Origin of the sequence: Streptomyces sp. NRRL F-5755 (assembly GCF_001279365.1) — a bacterium.
GTDB classification, from domain to species: domain Bacteria; phylum Actinomycetota; class Actinomycetes; order Streptomycetales; family Streptomycetaceae; genus Streptomyces; species Streptomyces rimosus.
In genome coordinates this window covers 16815-32759 of the sequence record NZ_LGCW01000059.1, presented here as the reverse complement: position 1 = coordinate 32759, position 15945 = coordinate 16815, and the positions used below count along the sequence as shown (strand labels likewise).

General features: G+C 71.1%; 16 protein-coding genes and 4 tRNA genes. 6 read left to right on the top strand and 14 right to left on the bottom strand.

The features are described 5' to 3' along the window. Positions 1-49 precede the first annotated feature (49 nt). The 6 genes from ADK86_RS09160 to ADK86_RS09135 form a co-directional block, all read right to left on the bottom strand. A complete protein-coding gene (locus ADK86_RS09160) occupies positions 50-1108 on the bottom strand; it encodes a hypothetical protein (RefSeq protein WP_234345780.1) in 1059 nt (352 codons plus the stop codon). 66 nt (positions 1109-1174) lie between these two features. Beyond that, on the bottom strand, positions 1175-1897 hold the full coding sequence (rplA, locus tag ADK86_RS09155; RefSeq protein WP_053696144.1) for a 50S ribosomal protein L1: 723 nt from the start codon (positions 1895-1897) through the stop codon (positions 1175-1177). A 106-nt stretch (positions 1898-2003) separates the two neighbouring features. Continuing rightward, entirely contained in the window at positions 2004-2438 is a 435-nt protein-coding gene (rplK, locus tag ADK86_RS09150; RefSeq protein ID WP_004571802.1) for a 50S ribosomal protein L11, read from the bottom strand. Positions 2439-2607: 169 nt separating this feature from the next. After that, entirely contained in the window at positions 2608-3510 is a 903-nt protein-coding gene (nusG, locus tag ADK86_RS09145; RefSeq protein WP_053696143.1) for a transcription termination/antitermination protein NusG, read from the bottom strand. A gap of 72 nt (positions 3511-3582) precedes the next feature. After that, positions 3583-3876, bottom strand: a complete 294-nt coding sequence (gene secE, locus ADK86_RS09140) for a preprotein translocase subunit SecE (protein ID WP_030589592.1) — start codon at positions 3874-3876, stop codon at positions 3583-3585. A 109-nt stretch (positions 3877-3985) separates the two neighbouring features. After that, positions 3986-4058: transfer RNA gene (locus tag ADK86_RS09135), tRNA-Trp, on the bottom strand. 184 nt (positions 4059-4242) lie between these two features. Here ADK86_RS09135 and ADK86_RS09130 point away from each other — a divergent pair. Both ADK86_RS09130 and ADK86_RS09125 read left to right on the top strand, forming a co-directional pair. Continuing rightward, positions 4243-5475: a pyridoxal phosphate-dependent aminotransferase gene (locus tag ADK86_RS09130; protein ID WP_053696168.1), complete on the top strand. Its 1233-nt coding sequence runs from the start codon at positions 4243-4245 to the stop codon at positions 5473-5475. A 119-nt stretch (positions 5476-5594) separates the two neighbouring features. After that, the gene (locus tag ADK86_RS09125) at positions 5595-6617 is read left to right on the top strand and encodes an adenosine deaminase (protein ID WP_053696142.1); all 1023 of its coding nucleotides are present in this window, start codon (positions 5595-5597) and stop codon (positions 6615-6617) included. Positions 6618-6623: 6 nt separating this feature from the next. On the opposite strand, the gene ADK86_RS09120 is transcribed toward ADK86_RS09125, so the two are convergent. The 6 genes from ADK86_RS09120 to ADK86_RS09095 form a co-directional block, all read right to left on the bottom strand. Then, positions 6624-7679 carry a UDP-N-acetylmuramate dehydrogenase gene (locus ADK86_RS09120; protein WP_053696141.1) on the bottom strand — a complete coding sequence of 352 codons (1056 nt, stop codon included), beginning with the start codon at positions 7677-7679 and terminating at the stop codon, positions 6624-6626. 71 nt (positions 7680-7750) lie between these two features. Continuing rightward, a complete protein-coding gene (locus ADK86_RS09115) occupies positions 7751-8185 on the bottom strand; it encodes a MaoC family dehydratase (protein WP_053696140.1) in 435 nt (144 codons plus the stop codon). 4 nt (positions 8186-8189) lie between these two features. Then, entirely contained in the window at positions 8190-8645 is a 456-nt protein-coding gene (locus tag ADK86_RS09110) for a MaoC family dehydratase N-terminal domain-containing protein (RefSeq protein WP_030589579.1), read from the bottom strand. 151 nt (positions 8646-8796) lie between these two features. Continuing rightward, positions 8797-8961, bottom strand: coding sequence for a 50S ribosomal protein L33 (gene rpmG / locus ADK86_RS09105; RefSeq protein WP_004571794.1), 165 nt, complete (start codon positions 8959-8961; stop codon positions 8797-8799). A gap of 87 nt (positions 8962-9048) precedes the next feature. Further along, positions 9049-9121 (bottom strand) — tRNA-Met (locus tag ADK86_RS09100). Positions 9122-9168: 47 nt separating this feature from the next. Then, positions 9169-9241 (bottom strand) — tRNA-Thr (locus ADK86_RS09095). Positions 9242-9422: 181 nt separating this feature from the next. Between ADK86_RS09095 and ADK86_RS09090 the strand changes: the two genes are divergently transcribed. Both ADK86_RS09090 and ADK86_RS09085 read left to right on the top strand, forming a co-directional pair. Further along, positions 9423-10712: a hydrolase gene (locus ADK86_RS09090; protein ID WP_053696139.1), complete on the top strand. Its 1290-nt coding sequence runs from the start codon at positions 9423-9425 to the stop codon at positions 10710-10712. 66 nt (positions 10713-10778) lie between these two features. Beyond that, positions 10779-11438, top strand: coding sequence for an SDR family oxidoreductase (locus ADK86_RS09085; RefSeq protein WP_053696138.1), 660 nt, complete (start codon positions 10779-10781; stop codon positions 11436-11438). A 179-nt stretch (positions 11439-11617) separates the two neighbouring features. Here the strand turns inward: ADK86_RS09085 and ADK86_RS09080 are convergent. After that, positions 11618-11699: transfer RNA gene (locus tag ADK86_RS09080), tRNA-Tyr, on the bottom strand. Positions 11700-11890: 191 nt separating this feature from the next. Here ADK86_RS09080 and ADK86_RS09075 point away from each other — a divergent pair. Then, positions 11891-12379 carry a YajQ family cyclic di-GMP-binding protein gene (locus ADK86_RS09075; RefSeq protein ID WP_030589571.1) on the top strand — a complete coding sequence of 163 codons (489 nt, stop codon included), beginning with the start codon at positions 11891-11893 and terminating at the stop codon, positions 12377-12379. A 159-nt stretch (positions 12380-12538) separates the two neighbouring features. Then, entirely contained in the window at positions 12539-13267 is a 729-nt protein-coding gene (locus ADK86_RS09070; RefSeq protein WP_053696137.1) for an antibiotic biosynthesis monooxygenase, read from the top strand. Positions 13268-13346: 79 nt separating this feature from the next. On the opposite strand, the gene ADK86_RS09065 is transcribed toward ADK86_RS09070, so the two are convergent. Next, a complete protein-coding gene (locus tag ADK86_RS09065) occupies positions 13347-15911 on the bottom strand; it encodes an ABC transporter permease (protein ID WP_053696136.1) in 2565 nt (854 codons plus the stop codon). Positions 15912-15945 lie beyond the last annotated feature (34 nt).

Here is a 15945-nt window from a genome sequence, read left to right as displayed (position 1 = left end):
CCGGCGGCGCGCGGCGCGCCGGGCCCGCGAACGGCGGGTGTCGGCGGCGTCAGCCCGCCAGGCCGCCGCCCATGGCGCCGGAGCTGAGCTTGGCCGCGTCGTTGACCTGCGAGGCCGGCGGCTCCTCGACGGAGACCTTGGTGCCGTAGTCCGAGTAGAAGACCGTGTTCTCGTAGCCGCCCTGGTTGTTCTGCATCTTCTCGGTCTTCTTGACGAGCAGGTCGTCGGGGCCGATCCACAGGTCGATGGTCTCGTTCTTGGTGCCGCTCTTCTTGAGCGCCTCCTCCATCGACTTCATGTCCTTCTCGCTGAAGTCCTTGGACGCCTGCATGCGGGTCAGCTCGGCCACGTCGAAGGTGGCGGTGTAGTGGGTCGCCTTGACGCCGCGCACGTCCTCCGAGCCGACCTTCTTCGCCTTGCCCGTCGCGAGGAGCAGGCCCACGGACCGCGACGGGTTGTTGTTCTGCATCTGGTCCTTGAGCAGCGCGAAGACCGGGCTCTTCTTGGCCATGGCGTTGTAGTCGTACTTCATCCAGGGCTTGCCGCCGAGCCCGAGCTTGAGGTACATCGCCTCCGGCGTGTAGATGCCCTGGATGGGCTTGCCGCCGCCGAGGCCGCCCTGGCCGGTCGTCTCGACGTTCATCCGCATGCCCTGGGACCAGTCCATCCCGCCCTTCATGGACTGGGTCGTGCCGCCCTGCTTGGTCGTGCTCTCGACCTTGGCCGACTTCTCCGAGCCGGTCTTCTCGGACGCCGTCCGCAGGGCCGCCGCGGCGGCCTGGACCGGCGAGCCGCCGCCCGCGCTGTCGCCGCCCGCCTTGTTGCCGTCCTTGCCGCCGCAGGCGGTCAGTCCGGCCAGCTGACGACGCCGGCGGCCGCGGCCGCGGTGATCCGCGCAGTACGCACGTGAACTCTCCCCGTTGTAGATCAGCTTTACGACTGCGAGTGAGCGTAGTGCAGGGGGCTGACAGCGGCCGCTGCCGGGCCCGGAGGCGTCCCAAACGCCCGGCGCGCCCCGAACCGCCCGCGACGCCCGTACGGGCCCGGTATCGGCCGCCACGCCGCTCGCGCCGCCCCGGCCGCCCGCGGCCGTCCACTGCCCGGACATGCGTCGGGCCCCGCACCTCGGTGAGATGCGGGGCCCGGCGTACGCGTACGCGCGGCGTCGTCAGTGTCAGACGGCGGCCGGGTCCTCCTCGACGAGGAGGTTGCGGGTGCGGTTGGCGTCGACCTGGACACCGGGGCCCATCGTGGTGGTGATGGTGGCCTTCTTGATGTACCGGCCCTTGGCGGCGGACGGCTTGAGACGGTTGATCTCTTCCAGCGCCGCGGCGTAGTTCTCCACCAGCTTGGCGTCGTCGAAGGACACCTTGCCGATGATGAAGTGGAGGTTCGCGTGCTTGTCCACGCGGAACTCGATCTTGCCGCCCTTGATGTCGGTGACAGCCTTGGCGACATCCGGGGTGACGGTGCCGGTCTTCGGGTTCGGCATCAGACCACGGGGACCGAGCACGCGGCCGAGGCGGCCGACCTTGCCCATGAGGTCCGGCGTGGCGACGACGGCGTCGAAGTCCAGACGGCCCTTGGAGACCTCGTCGATCAGTTCGTCGGAGCCGACGATGTCGGCGCCCGCGGCTTCCGCGGCCGCAGCACGGTCGCCGGTCGCGAAGACCAGGACCCGGGCGGTCTTACCGGTGCCGTGCGGAAGGTTCACGGTGCCACGGACCATCTGGTCGGCCTTGCGCGGGTCGACACCCAGACGCATGGCGACCTCGACGGTCGCGTCGAACTTGGCCGTGGAGGTCTCCTTGGCCAGACGGACGGCCTCGAGCGGGGCGTACAGACGCTCCCGGTCGACCTTCGCGTCCGCGTTGCGAAGATTCTTGCTGCGCTTCACTGCTGCTCCTGAATGATGGCGATGGAGTCGTGGTGCGGGCCAGCGCCTGGCCCTGCCACGTGCCCCTGGGTGCGGCGGGTGCCGCGGGGCGGGTGCGGGGTGGCTGTCAGCCCTCGACCGTGATGCCCATGGAACGGGCGGTGCCGGCGATGATCTTCGACGCGGCGTCCAGGTCGTTGGCGTTCAGGTCGGGCATCTTGGTGGTGGCGATCTCGCGAACCTGGTCGGCCGTGATCTTGGCGACCTTGTTCTTGTGCGGCTCGCCGGAGCCCTTCTCCACGCCCGCGGCCTTCAGGATCATCTTCGAGGCCGGCGGGGTCTTGGTGATGAAGGTGAAGGAACGGTCCTCGTAGACCGTGATCTCCACCGGGATGACCCAGCCGCGCTGCGACTCGGTCGCGGCGTTGTAGGCCTTGCAGAACTCCATGATGTTGACGCCGTGCTGACCCAGCGCGGGGCCGACCGGCGGGGCCGGGTTCGCAGCACCGGCCTGGATCTGGAGCTTGATGAGCCCCGTGACCTTCTTCTTCTTGGGAGGCATGCTCTCTCCGGGTCCTAGTGAGAGGTTTTTCGCCAGTCCATCCGGTCATCCGGATGGAGGCATACCGCACCACGATAACGGGTATAGCAGTACGGCCAAAAACCGAGCAGGTCAGACGGTCCCCGGAGGGCCCGTCCGACCTGTTCGGAAGCTGGTGTCCTGAAGAGCGTCAGTTCTTCTGGATCTGGTCGAAGCTCAGCTCGACCGGGGTCTCGCGGCCGAAGATCTCGACGAGGCCCTTGACCTTCTTCGAGTCGGCGTTGATCTCGTTGATCGTGGCCTGCAGCGTGGCGAACGGGCCGTCGGTGACGGTGACCGAGTCGCCCACCTCGAAGTCCAGCACCTGGACCTCGACCTTGCGGGACGGAGCCGGCTTGCCCTCGGCCTCGGCGGCCTCCTTGGCGGCCTTCTCCTCGGCCTCCGGGGCGAGCATCTTGACGATCTCGTCCAGGGTGAGCGGGTACGGGTCGTAGGCGTTGCCCACGAAGCCGGTGACGCCCGGCGTGTTGCGCACGACGCCCCAGGACTCGTTCGTCAGGTCCATGCGCACGAGCACGTAGCCCGGGAGCTTGTTCTGGCGGACGTTCTTGCGCTCGCCGTTCTTGATCTGGACGATCTCTTCCTCGGGGACCTCGGCCTGGTAGATGAAGTCCTCGACGTTGAGCGAGACGGCGCGCTGCTCCAGGTTGGCCTTCACGCGCTTCTCGTAGCCCGCGTAGGTGTGGATCACGTACCACTCGCCCGGCAGGGTCCGCAGCTCCTCGCGCAGCGCGGCGATCGGGTCGACCGGCTCGTCCTCGCCCTCGGCCGCCGCGTCCCCGGCGGTCTCGGCACCCTCGGCGGCGTCCTCGTCCTCGACGGTGACCGCGGCCTCCTCGGCGGGCTCGCCCGCCTCGGCGTCCTCGGTGTCGAGCTCGTCGGCCGCGTCGGCGCCCTCGACGATCTCGCGGGCGGCCTCTTCGTCGGCAAGCGCCGCAGCGTCGCCCTCGACCTCGGCCGAGGCAGCCGCGTCAACGTCGGCCGCTGCCGTCTCGACGGAGTCGGCGGCGTCGTTCAGGTTCGGGTCAGACACGGTGGCTGCTTCTTCCTGGCTTCAAGGGGTTGAACATGCAAAGGGGCGCCCGCAAAGGCGCCCTTCGCGGGATCAGCCGAAGACGTACTTGACGGCCTGGTTGAATCCCAAGTCAATCACGGTTACGAGACCGATGACGATGACGACGAAGACGATCACCACAGTGGTGTACGTCGAAAGCTGTCCCCGCGTGGGCCAGACGACCTTGCGGAGTTCGGCGATGATCTGCCGGTAGAAGAGCGCCAGCCGGGCGAAGGGGCCCTTCTTGCCGCGCTTGCCGCCGCGACGGGGCTTCTTCGACTCCGCGGCCTCGCCTTCGGAACGACCGCGCTCAGGCATGTCGATGGAGCCCAGGGCGTCCGTCACTCGTCCTCACCTGAATCCGGGTCGTTGGCCGTGCCGCGCCCGGTAGAGCCGCACGGCGGTGCATTTCAGTACGTACGCGTGCACGCGACTCGGTGAAGAGTGCGTGTAGCAGGGCCGGAGGGACTTGAACCCCCAACCGCTGGTTTTGGAGACCAGTGCTCTACCAATTGAGCTACGACCCTTTGTGGTTCCCCCAACCTACCGCATGCCGGCCGGTGCACCAGGTGCACGGTCGCCGACGGCCTGTTGGGTGCCAACGGTCAGCGAGTGTACGTGCTTCGCGGCCGGGCGTCGAACAGAAAGCCCCGAGGTGGCGCCTCCAAACCCGTGTGCCCGCCCCCTGAGCGGTCTGGGAACATGCAGTACATGAGCGCTACTCCTCCCGCACAGTCCCCCACCGACCGTCGGGTGTCGGCCCGCGTCGGGGCGATCTCCGAGTCCGCGACCCTCGCCGTGGACGCCAAGGCCAAGGCCCTCAAGGCCGCCGGGCGACCGGTGATCGGCTTCGGCGCCGGCGAGCCCGACTTCCCCACGCCCGGCTACATCGTCGAGGCGGCCGTCGAAGCCTGCCGCAACCCGAAGTACCACCGCTACACCCCGGCCGGCGGCCTGCCCGAGCTGAAGGCCGCGATCGCCGCCAAGACGCTGCGCGACTCCGGTTACGAGGTCGAGGCGGCGAACGTGCTGGTCACCAATGGTGGCAAGCAGGCGATCTACGAGGCGTTCGCGGCGATCCTGGACCCGGGCGACGAGGTCATCGTGCCCGCCCCGTACTGGACCACCTACCCGGAGTCGATCCGGCTGGCGGGTGGCGTGCCGGTGGAGGTGGTGGCCGACGAGACCACCGGCTACCGGGTGTCCGTCGAGCAGCTGGAGGCGGCCCGTACGGACCGTACGAAGGTGCTGCTGTTCGTCTCGCCGTCCAACCCGACCGGCGCGGTCTACACCCGCGAGCAGGTCGAGGCGGTGGGCCGCTGGGCCGCCGAGCACGGCCTGTGGGTGCTCACCGACGAGATCTACGAGCACCTGGTCTACGGCGACGCGACGTTCTGCTCGCTGCCGGTGGTCGTGCCGGAGCTGCGCGAGAAGTGCATCATCGTCAACGGCGTGGCGAAGACGTACGCGATGACCGGCTGGCGGGTGGGCTGGGCGATCGGCCCGAAGGACGTGATCAAGGCCGCGGCGAACCTCCAGTCGCACGCCACCTCGAACGTCTCCAACGTGGCGCAGGCCGCGGCCATCGCGGCGGTCTCCGGCGACCTGACGGCCGTCGAGGAGATGAAGACCGCCTTCGACCGGCGCCGCCAGACGATGGTGCGGATGCTCAACGAGATCGACGGCGTGCTGTGCCCGGAGCCGGAGGGCGCGTTCTACGCGTACCCGTCGGTCAAGGACCTGCTCGGCAAGGAGATCCGCGGCAAGCGCCCGCGGACCAGTGTGGAGCTGGCCGAGCTGATCCTGGAGGAGGCCGAGGTCGCAGTGGTCCCTGGTGAGGCGTTCGGCACGCCGGGCTACCTGCGCCTGTCGTACGCGCTCGGCGACGAGGACCTGGTCGAGGGCATCACGCGCGTCCAGAACCTGCTGGCCGAGGCGAAGTAGCGCCCGGCCGGACGTGTGCGGGCCCCGGGGTTTTCCCGGGGCCCGCATCTGCTTTCGGGCGAGCGCTCGTTCGGGAAAGGGCCTACCGGCCCGTCGGCCCCGTACGGCAAGATCCTGGGATGGAACGTGTACGCGATGTCCGGGCCCTGCCCAAGGCCCACCTGCACCTGCACTTCACCGGATCGATGCGGCCCGCGACCCTGCTGGACCTCGCCGACAAGTACGGCGTGCACCTGCCGGACGCCCTGAAGGGCGGCGAGCCGCCCCGGCTGCGGGCGACGGACGAGCGCGGCTGGTTCCGCTTCCAGCGGCTGTACGACATCGCCCGGTCCTGTCTGCGCTCCCCCGAGGACATCCAGCGGCTGGTCCGCGAGACCGCCGAGGAGGATGTGCGGGACGGCTCCGGGTGGCTGGAGATCCAGGTCGACCCGACCTCGTACGCGCCGCGGCTGGGCGGGCTGATCCCCGCGCTGGAGATCATCCTGGACGCGGTGCACGCCGCCTCCAGGGAGACCGGCCTCGGGATACGTGTCCTGGTGGCCGCGAACCGCATGAAACACCCCCTGGACGCCCGTACGCTCGCCCGGCTCGCCGTCCGCTACGCCGACCAAGGGGTGATCGGTTTCGGGCTCTCCAACGACGAGCGGCGGGGTTTCGCGCGCGACTTCGACCGGGCCTTCGCCATCGCGCGCGACGGCGGGCTGCTGGCGGCGCCGCACGGCGGCGAGCTGTCCGGGCCGGCGAGCGTGCGGGACTGCCTGGACGACCTGCACGCGGCGCGCGTCGGCCACGGCGTACGGGCCGCGGAGGACCCGGCGCTGCTGCGGCGGCTGGCCGAGCGCGGCGTGACCTGCGAGGTCTGCCCGGCGTCGAACGTGGCCCTGGGGGTCTACGAGAAGCCCGAGGACGTGCCGCTGCGGACCCTCTACGACGCCGGCGTCCCGATGGCGCTGGGCGCCGACGACCCGCTGCTGTTCGGCTCCCGGCTGGCGGCCCAGTACGAGATCGCCCGCACCGCGCACGGCTTCTCGGACGCCGAACTGGCCGAGCTGGCCCGCCAGTCGGTCCAGGGCTCGCGGGCGCCGGAGGACGTGCGGCAAAAGCTGCTGGCGGGGGTGGACGCGTGGCTGGGCGAGGAGTGACGCGTCCTAAAGGGTGACGCCGACCGTCACCGGCTCGTTGACCAGCGTGATGCCGAAGGCCGCGCGGACGCCCTCGCGGACCTCGCGGGCCAGCGCGAGCAGATCCTCGGTGGTGGCCCCGCCGCGGTTGGTCAGGGCGAGGGTGTGCTTGGTGGAGATACGGGCCGGGCCGTCGCCGTAGCCCTTGGTGAAGCCCGCGCGGTCGATGAGCCAGGCGGCCGAGGTCTTCACGCGGCCCTCCCCCGCCGGGAAGGCGGGCGGGGTGACGTCCGCGCCGAGGCGTTCGCGGACGCGGGCGAGGAAGTCGGCGTGCTGGGCCTCGGTGAGGACGGGGTTGGTGAAGAAGGACCCCGCCGACCAGGTGTCGTGGTCCTCCGGGTCCAGGACCATGCCCTTGCCGGCCCGCAGCTTGAGCACGGTCTCGCGGGCGTCCGCGGCCGGCACCCGCTCGCCCGCCTCGACGCCGAGGGTGCGCGCGGTCTCCGCGTACTTGATGGGCGCGGACAGCCCGCCCGCGTCCTCCAGGGCGAAGCGCACCCGCAGCACGACGAAGCGGTCGGGGTGCTCCTTGAAGCGGCTGTGGCGGTACGAGAACGCGCACTCGGCATTCGAAAGCGTCACGGTCTCGCCCGCAGTGCGGTCGTACGCGACCACCTCGGTGATCGTGGAGGACACTTCCTGTCCGTACGCGCCCACGTTCTGGATGGGTGTGGCACCCGCCGAGCCGGGGATGCCGGCCAGGCACTCGATGCCCGCGAGCCCGGCGGCGACCGTACGGGCCACCGCGTCGGACCAGTTCTCGCCCGCGGCCAGCGTCAGGTCGGTGCCGTCGAGGGTGAAGCCGCGGGTGGCGATGCGCAGCGCGGTGCCCTCGAAGCCCTTGTCGCCGATGACCAGGTTGCTGCCGCCGCCGATGACGAGCAGCGGCGTACCGGAGGCGTCGGCCTCGCGGACGGCCGCGATCACTTCGTCGTCCGTGGTGGCGGTGAGCAGCCGGGTGGCCGGTCCGCCGAGCCGGAAGGTGGTCAGCGGGGCGAGGGGGGCATCGTGGAGTTCCTGCACGGGCTCAAGAGTACGGGGGCGGTCCCGGCACTCGGGCCGGGACCGCCCCCGTAGGGCTGCGCACACGCTTTTCAGGCGAGCTTGACCACCGCGCGCGACATTCCAAGCACCTTCTGACCGGCGCTGGTCGCGGTCAGATCGACACGGACCGTACGGGCCTCGTCGTCCAGCTTGGCCGCGACCTTGCCGCTGACCTCGATGACCGCGCCCTCGTCGTCGTTGGGGACCACGACGGGCTTGGTGAAGCGCACGCCGTACTCGACGACCGCGCCCGGGTCGCCGGTCCAGTCGGTGACCACGCGGACCGCCTCGGCCATGGTGAACATGCCGTGGGCGATCACGTCGGGGAGGCCGACCTCCTTGGCGAACTTCTCGTTCCAGTGGATCGGGTTGAAGTCGCCGGAGGCGCCCGCGTAGCGCACGAGTGTGTCACGGGTCACGGGAAAGGACTGCGCCGGGAGTTCGGTGCCGGCCTCGACATCGTCGTAAGAGATCTTCGCGGTCATCGCGTCAGCCCTCCTGTCCGGCGGCACGCGCCACCAGCTTCGTGAAAGCGGTCACCACGTGTTCGCCCGCTTCGTCGTGCACCTCACCACGGATATCGAGAATGTCGTTTCCCGCCATGGATTTGATCGCCTCGATGGTCGAGGTGACGGTCAGCCGGTCACCGGCGCGCACCGGCCGGGTGTAGACGAATTTCTGGTCGCCGTGCACGACCCGGCTGTAATCGAGGCCCAGCTGCGGGTCCTCGACGACCTGGCCCGCGGCGCGGAAGGTGATGGAGAACACAAAGGTCGGCGGGGCGATCACATCGGGGTGCCCGAGCGCCCTGGCGGCCTCGGCGTCGGTGTACGCCGGGGCGGCATCCCCGATCGCCTCGGCGAATTCGCGGATCTTCTCCCGGCCGACCTCATAAGGAGCGGTGGCCGGGTAGCTCCGCCCGACGAAGGACTGGTCGAGCGCCATGGGCTCGTAACCTCCCTGAACTGGTCCCTGTAACGGTCCCTGACCTTGTCATACCGGTGCGCGGGCCCGGCACGGCGCCGCGCGCCCCGGCACCACAACGCCGCGAGGCCGCCCCCATGGACTGGGAGCGGCCTCGCGGTCGAGCCTGGTGTTATCGCGTCTCGCGGTGCGCGGTGTGCGCGTTGCAGCGCGGGCAGTGCTTCTTCATCTCAAGACGGTCCGGGTCGTTGCGCCGGTTCTTCTTGGTGATGTAGTTCCGCTCCTTGCACTCCACGCAGGCCAGCGTGATCTTCGGGCGGACGTCGGTGGCAGCCACGTGAGTGCTCCTTGACGGACGGATGGACGGGTGAACGCATGAAGAGTAGCCGATCGGGAGACCGACCCCACAATCGGCTACTGTATGTAGCGGTGACCGGACTTGAACCGGTGACACAGCGATTATGAGCCGCTTGCTCTACCGACTGAGCTACACCGCTGTGATGCGAGCGGACCCCGCCCGAAGGCGGGATACCTCACACATCAGAGCCCCAATACGGAATCGAACCGTAGACCTTCTCCTTACCATGGAGACGCTCTGCCGACTGAGCTATTGGGGCGAGCGATGAAGACATTACACGGCCTGCCGCCAAAGGTGAAATCCGTATCCGGCGACCGCCCCGCCCGCCCCCCGCACCACACCGGTACGACTATTTCGCGCCTCCGCGAAGCCACCCGGGCGGCCCCCTAGGCTCGGACCACGCTGCGTGATCTTGCACGCCCGGTCCTTCGAGGAGCGCGATGTCCGAGAGCAGTCAGCCGCAGCCGGGCCCCGAGAAGGCTTCCGGCGGCGACGGCACCGGCGCCGCGGCGGGCACCCTGGTGCTCTGCGACGCCCGGCTCGCCGACGGCCGCGTGGTGGACGTACGGCTCAGCGGCGGGCGCATCGAGGCGGTCGGCACGGCGGGCAGCCTCGCCCCGCAGGGCACCCGTATCGACCTCGGCGGCTACCTTCTGCTCCCGGCCCCCGCCGAGCCGCACGCGCACTGCGACACCGCGCTGACCGCGGACGCCGCGGGCCCCGCCACCGACACCCTCGAAGACGTGCAGCGCCGCACCACGGAGGCGGCCCTCCTGCAACTGGGCCACGGCGCGACGGCGCTGCGCACCCACGTACGCATCGGCGACGTCCAGGCGCTGCAAGCACTGGAGGCCGTCCTCCAGGCGAGCCGGTCACTGCGCGGGCTGGCCGAGATGACGGCGGTGGCGGTGCCGCGGATGCTCACCGGGGCGGCCGGGGCAGACGGGCTGGCGATGCTGCGGGACGCCGTGAAGATGGGCGCCACGGTCATCGGCGGCTGCCCGGACCTGGACCCCGACCCGGCCGGGTACGCCGAAGCCGTCCTGGAGGTCGCGGCCGAGCACGGCTGCGCGGTGGACCTCCACATGGACGGCGACGACCCCGCGCGGCTGGCCCGGTTCGCGGCGATGGCGGGCGGGCTGCGCCCCGGGGTGGCGATCGGGCCGTGCGCGGGCCTGTCGGCGCTGCCGCCGGAGGTGGCGGCGCGCACCGCCGAGCACCTCGCGGCGGCCGGCGTGACGGTCGTGTGCCTGCCGCAGGGCGGCTGCGCGGCCCTGGAGCGGCGCGGTGGCGCCCTGCCGGGCTCCCGGAGGGCGGCGGGCCCGGCGGCCCGTCAGGCGCCCGTACGGCTGCTGCGCGCGGCCGGGGTGCGGGTGGCGGCGGGCAGCGGCGCCCTGCGCGACGTGGCGAACCCGGTGGGCCGCGGCGATCCTCTGGAGGCCGCGTACCTGCTGGCCTCCCTGGGAGAGGCGAGCCCCGGCGCCGCCTACGAGATGGTCGGCACGGCCGCCCGCGCGACGCTGGGCCTCCCGGAGGTCCGCGTCGAGGCGGGCTTCCCCGCCGAGCTGCTGGCCGTACGGGGCGACAGCCTCGCCGGGGTGCTGTCCCTCGCGTACAGCCGGATCGTGGTGCACAAGGGGCGCGTGGTGGCCCGGACGAGCGCGGTGCGCGAGTACTGCGACTCGGCGGCGGTGGTCGCGCTTGAGCTGCCGCGGCAGTCGCAGCGCTGAGCGGCCTGGCGCCCGCATCGCCCCGGTATCGCGCCCTGACGGAGTGACAGGCGTACGGTCGGGATCATGCGCATTGTCATCGCAGGTGGACATGGTCAGATCGCGCTGCGGCTGGAACGGCTGCTCCACGCGCGCGGGGACGAGGTCGCGGGCATCATCCGGCGGCCCGAACAGGCCGGGGACTTGCTGTCCGCCGGCGCCGAACCGGTCGTCTGCGACCTGGAGACGGCCACGGTCTCCGATGTCGCCCGGCACCTCGAAGGGGCGGACGCGGCGGTCTTCGCGGCGGGCGCCGGCCCCGGCAGCGGAATCGACCGCAAGGAGACGGTGGACCGCGCCGCCGCCACCCTGTTCGCGGACGCGGCGGAGGCGGCCGGCGTACGGCGCTTCCTCGTCGTCTCGTCGATGGGCGCCGACAAGGAGCCGCCCGAGGGCACCGACCCGGTCTTCGCCGCGTACCTGCGCGCCAAGGGCGCCGCGGACGCCGACGTACGCGCCCGGTCCGGCCTGGACTGGACGATCCTGCGCCCCGGCCGCCTGACGGACGACCCGGGCACCGGCCTGGTCAGCCTGGCCGAGTCGACCGGCCGCAGCGAGATCCCCCGCGACGACGTCGCGGCCGTACTCGCCGCCCTCCTGGACGAACCGGGCACGATCGGCCGCACGCTGGAGCTGATCAGCGGCGACACCCCGGTCGAGGACGCGGTCCGCGCGGCGGCCGGCTGACCGAAGCCCGCCAAAGCCCCCCGCTCCTCCGGGACGCGGGGGCTTTCCGTCATCCCGGCGCCGTTCCCCGACGCGTACGGCGGACGGCCGACCGGGTAGGTGTGAGCTGCGCGACACGGGTGCCAGTACGAAAAAGAGGCCCCGGTCCGCATTCACGGACCGGGGCCTCTTCTCACCTGTGGCGGCGCCAGGATTCGAACCTGGGAAGGCTGAGCCGGCAGATTTACAGTCTGCTCCCTTTGGCCGCTCGGGCACACCGCCTGGGTCTGCTGCCGGGAGATCCGCCTGTCGGGCGTCGCTCCGTGGCAACGACGTAAACCATACCCGATGGCCGGGGGTGGTCCGCCACCCGGTTCTTGCCGGATCGATCATGCGCGGGGTGACTAGGCTTGCACAGCGGTCCGGACCGGGCCGCACCCCTGACGGATCTACGTACGAGGAGCCAACTCAAGATGGCCGACTCCAGTTTCGACATCGTCTCGAAGGTCGAGCGGCAGGAGGTCGACAACGCCCTCAACCAGGCCGCCAAGGAGATCTCGCAGCGCTACGACTTCAAGGGCGTGGGCGCGTCGATCGAGTGGTCGGGCGAGAAGATCGAGATGCGGGCCAACGCCGAGGAGCGGGTGAAGGCTGTCCTCGACATCTTCCAGTCCAAGCTGATCAAGCGCGGGATCTCGCTGAAGGCGCTGGACGCGGGCGAGCCGCAGGCGTCCGGCAAGGAGTACAAGATCTTCGCCTCCATCCAGGAGGGCATCTCGCAGGAGAACGCGAAGAAGGTCGCCAAGATCATCCGCGACGAGGGCCCGAAGGGCGTCAAGGCGCAGGTGCAGGGCGACGAGCTGCGGGTCAGCTCGAAGAGCCGGGACGACCTCCAGGCAGTGCAGCAGCTGCTCAAGGGCAAGGACCTGGACTTCGCGATCCAGTTCGTGAACTACCGGTAGCGGTGGTTTCCCCGGGCCGCGGCCCGGGGCCGACCGGCGGGGGGGTGCGCGGGTGCGTGCCGCCCCGCCGGCGTGTTCGGGCGCGGCCGGAACCGGGGCCGGGAAGTCGCACGGTTCGGGCCTTGACCTCAAGTTTGGTTGAGGTCGGAGAGTGTCCGTATGACTTCCGAAACGGAAAACCAGCAGGCCACGCACGTCCGGACCACGGTCACGGGCGGTTTCCAGGACCCGGCGCGCTTCCTGGTGGACGTGCTGCCCGAGATCCGGCGCCCCGGTGTCGGGCCCGTACTGATCAGTGAGTGGGACGCGGCGGACACCGCGCGGCAGCAGGCCATGATCGAGGGGGCCGCACGGGCTCTGGGGGCGGCGCCGCTGCCGGACGGGCTGGTGTCGCAGGTCTTCCTGGCCGGGACGGACGGCCGTACGGTGCTCGGCCTCGGGCAGTGGGAGGAGGGGGCCGCCGCCGCGCCCCTGCGGGCCGTCGAGGAGGGCGGGGCGCGGCGCTACCGCTACTACCGCAGCCTGCTGCCCCAGGGCGAGCCGCCGGAGCCGGGGTGCATCGTGACCGTCCGCTTCCGGACGACGGGGCACGAGGCCGCCCGGCAGCTGGTCGACGGCCTGGTGGACATGATGAACGGCCTCCAGCCGGGCGCCGCCGACCGCTCCCGGACGCCGTCCGGCGGGATCTCCTCGAACTTCCACATCAGCGAGGACGGCACCCGGGTCTTCAACTACAGCGAGTGGACGGACGAGGCCGCGCACCAGCGTGTGGTCGAGACGTCGCTCCAGGAGGGCGGTGCGGTGATGCGGTTCATCGAGAGCGTCCCGGGGGTCACGCCGCTCGGGTTCAAGCGGTACGTGGCGCCCCGGGGGCTCGTACGGCGGTGAGAAAACGGAGCGCCGGGAAGGGCGGGCGGCAGGCGCCCGCCCTTCTCAGTGGCGCGCATTGCTGGTGAGAGGCGGTGCGTTACGCCTCCGCCACGGCCTCCAGCGGGCTCAGGGCGGCGGCCCGGCGGGCCGGGACGGCGGCGGCCAGCGCGCCGATCACGAGGGAGAGCAGACACACCAGGAGCAGCGTCCCCCAGGGCAGGGCCAGGGAGTACTGCGGCATCGCGCCGCTGGCCAGCGAGCCGACCGCCCAGGCGCCGAACAGGCCGCCCGTCAGGCCGATGAGCGTGCCGAACGCGGCGACGGTCACCGCCTCCAGACGGATCATCCGCCGGATGCCGGAGCGGTCCATGCCGACGGCCCGCAGGACGCCGATCTCCCGGGTGCGTTCGGCGACCGACATGGCCAGGGTGTTCATGATGCCGAGCGCGGCGATGACGATGCCGATGACGAGCATCCCGTACATCAGGGTCAGCAGTTGGCCCATGGTGCCGGCGGCCTCCTGGACGAACTGCTCCCGGTCCTGCACCTTCAGCAGCGGGCTGTTGCCCACGGCGGTGCGCAGCCGGTTCTCGGTGGTCTTCGAGACCGCGCCGTCTTCGGTGCGGACGAGGACGCGCTGGACGGAGCCGGGTGTGTAGCTGTTATGCGCCACCTCGGTACGGCTGCCGAGCGCGTCGTGGGCGACGGGGTTGTCCTTGTAGACGCCCACGACCGTGTACTTCGTGAACTCCGGCTTCCGGCCGATGTGGGCATTGAGCCGGCCGCCCGTGGTCACGCCGTTCTTTTTGGCGAAGGTGCTGGAGACGGCGATCCGGCCCGGCCCGAGATCCTTGGCGGAGCCGCTGACGAAGTCGAGCTTCATGAGGTCGTTCACGGCGTGGGGGTCGACACCGGAGATCGGCTGGGCACCGCTGCTGCCGGTGGTCAGGGTGGAATCCGTGACGGCGCTCGCGGCCCGCACCCCGGGGGTGTCGGCCACCCGCTGTACGGCAGCCGGGTCGACGCTGTTCGTGACGCTGCGGGAGCTGATCACATAGTCGGCGCCGAGGCCGGCCGCGGCCTGGCGGTCGAGTGCCTGACTGGTGGAGTTGCCGATGACGGCGAGGCCCGCGACCAGTGCGGTGCTGATCAGCAGGGTGGCGGCGGTGGCGGCGGTGCGCCTCGGGTCGCGGAGCGCGTTGCGCTGGGCGAGATGGCCGGTGAGCCCGAAGCGGCCGGTCAGCCGTCCGGTCAGCCGGATCACCGGGGAGGCGAGGAGCGGCGCGAGGACGATCAGGGCGGCGATGAGGAGGGCGCAGCCGAACATCGCGTTCTGCAGGTTCTTCTCCGAGGCGTCCTTCGCCCCCGAGAGCGACACCAGCACGCCGGCGCCGACGACGAGGAGAGCGAGACCCACCCCGCCGCGGATCCGGGACCGCTTGGCGGAGGGCGGTTGTTCGGTCGTACGCATCGCCTCGACGGGCGCGACCTTCGCCGCCCTGCGGGACGGCAGCCATGCGGCCAGCACGGTGACGCCCACGCCCACGCCGAGCGCTGCCATGACCGGGCGCGGGCCGATCACCAGCGGGCCTTGGGGCAGCGTGTTCCCGTCGGTGCTCAGGATGCTGGGCAGCACCGAGGCGATGCCGAGGCCGAGCAGGAAGCCGGCCGCCGACGCGACGAGGCCGACCATCAGGGCCTCCAGGAGCACGGAGCGGGACACCTGGCGGCGCGATGCGCCGATCGCCCGCAGCAGCGCGATCTCACGGGTGCGCCGCGACACGAGCATGGTGAAGGTGTTGATGATCAGGAAGGAGCCGATGAACAGCGAGACCCCGGCAAAGACCAGCGGCATCTTCTCGTAACCCCGGGTCACGGTGTTGACGAAGATGGCCTGCTGGTCGGCCTGGCCCGCGCCGGTGGTGGCCACGGCCCGGTCGGCCGGCAGCATGGCGGTGACCCGGCGGGAGAGTTCGGACTGGTCGGTGCCGGGGGCGGCGGACAGGTCGATCCCGGTGTAGTGGCCCGGGGACGCGAACAGCTTCTGGGCGGTCGCCTTGTCGAACACGGCGAGGGTGCCGCCGGCGGTCACCCGGGTGTCCTCGGTGGTGACGATGCCGACGAGCCGCTTGGTCATGACGGGTCCTTTGGTGGCCAGCGTGACCGTGTCGCCGATGCGGAAGTGGCCGGCAGCGGCGGTGCCGCTGTCCACGGCGAGTTCACCGCTGTCCGCCGGGGCGCGGCCCTCGGCCAGCGGGTAGCGGCTGTCCTTGCCGTCCTTGCCCGGTACGTAGCCGGCGGCCTGGTTCGCCCCCGGCTTGACCCGCAGCGGGGTGCCGTCCGCCGCGTTCAGGGCGGCCGAGCCGTCGGCCTCCGGCCGCACGGAGGCGACACCGGGCACGTCGGCCAGCTTCCGTACGAGCGCGTCGTCGAGCGCGCTGTTGCGCTGGTTCGCGGCGGCCCCCGGCGGGGGTTCCTTCGCGGTCACGGTGACCGCGATGTCGGCGAAGCTCTTCGATGCGGCGGCGCGTTGCGCCTCGGCGGTGGAGTCCGCGAAGACCAGGGTGCCGCTGACGAACGCGACACCCAGGCAGACGGCAAGGAGGGTCATGATCTGACGGGCCTTGTGCGCCAGGAGGTTGCGCAGGGCTGTTTTCAGCATGGGAGGCTTCCTGAGGGGCTCGGTGGATGCGAGC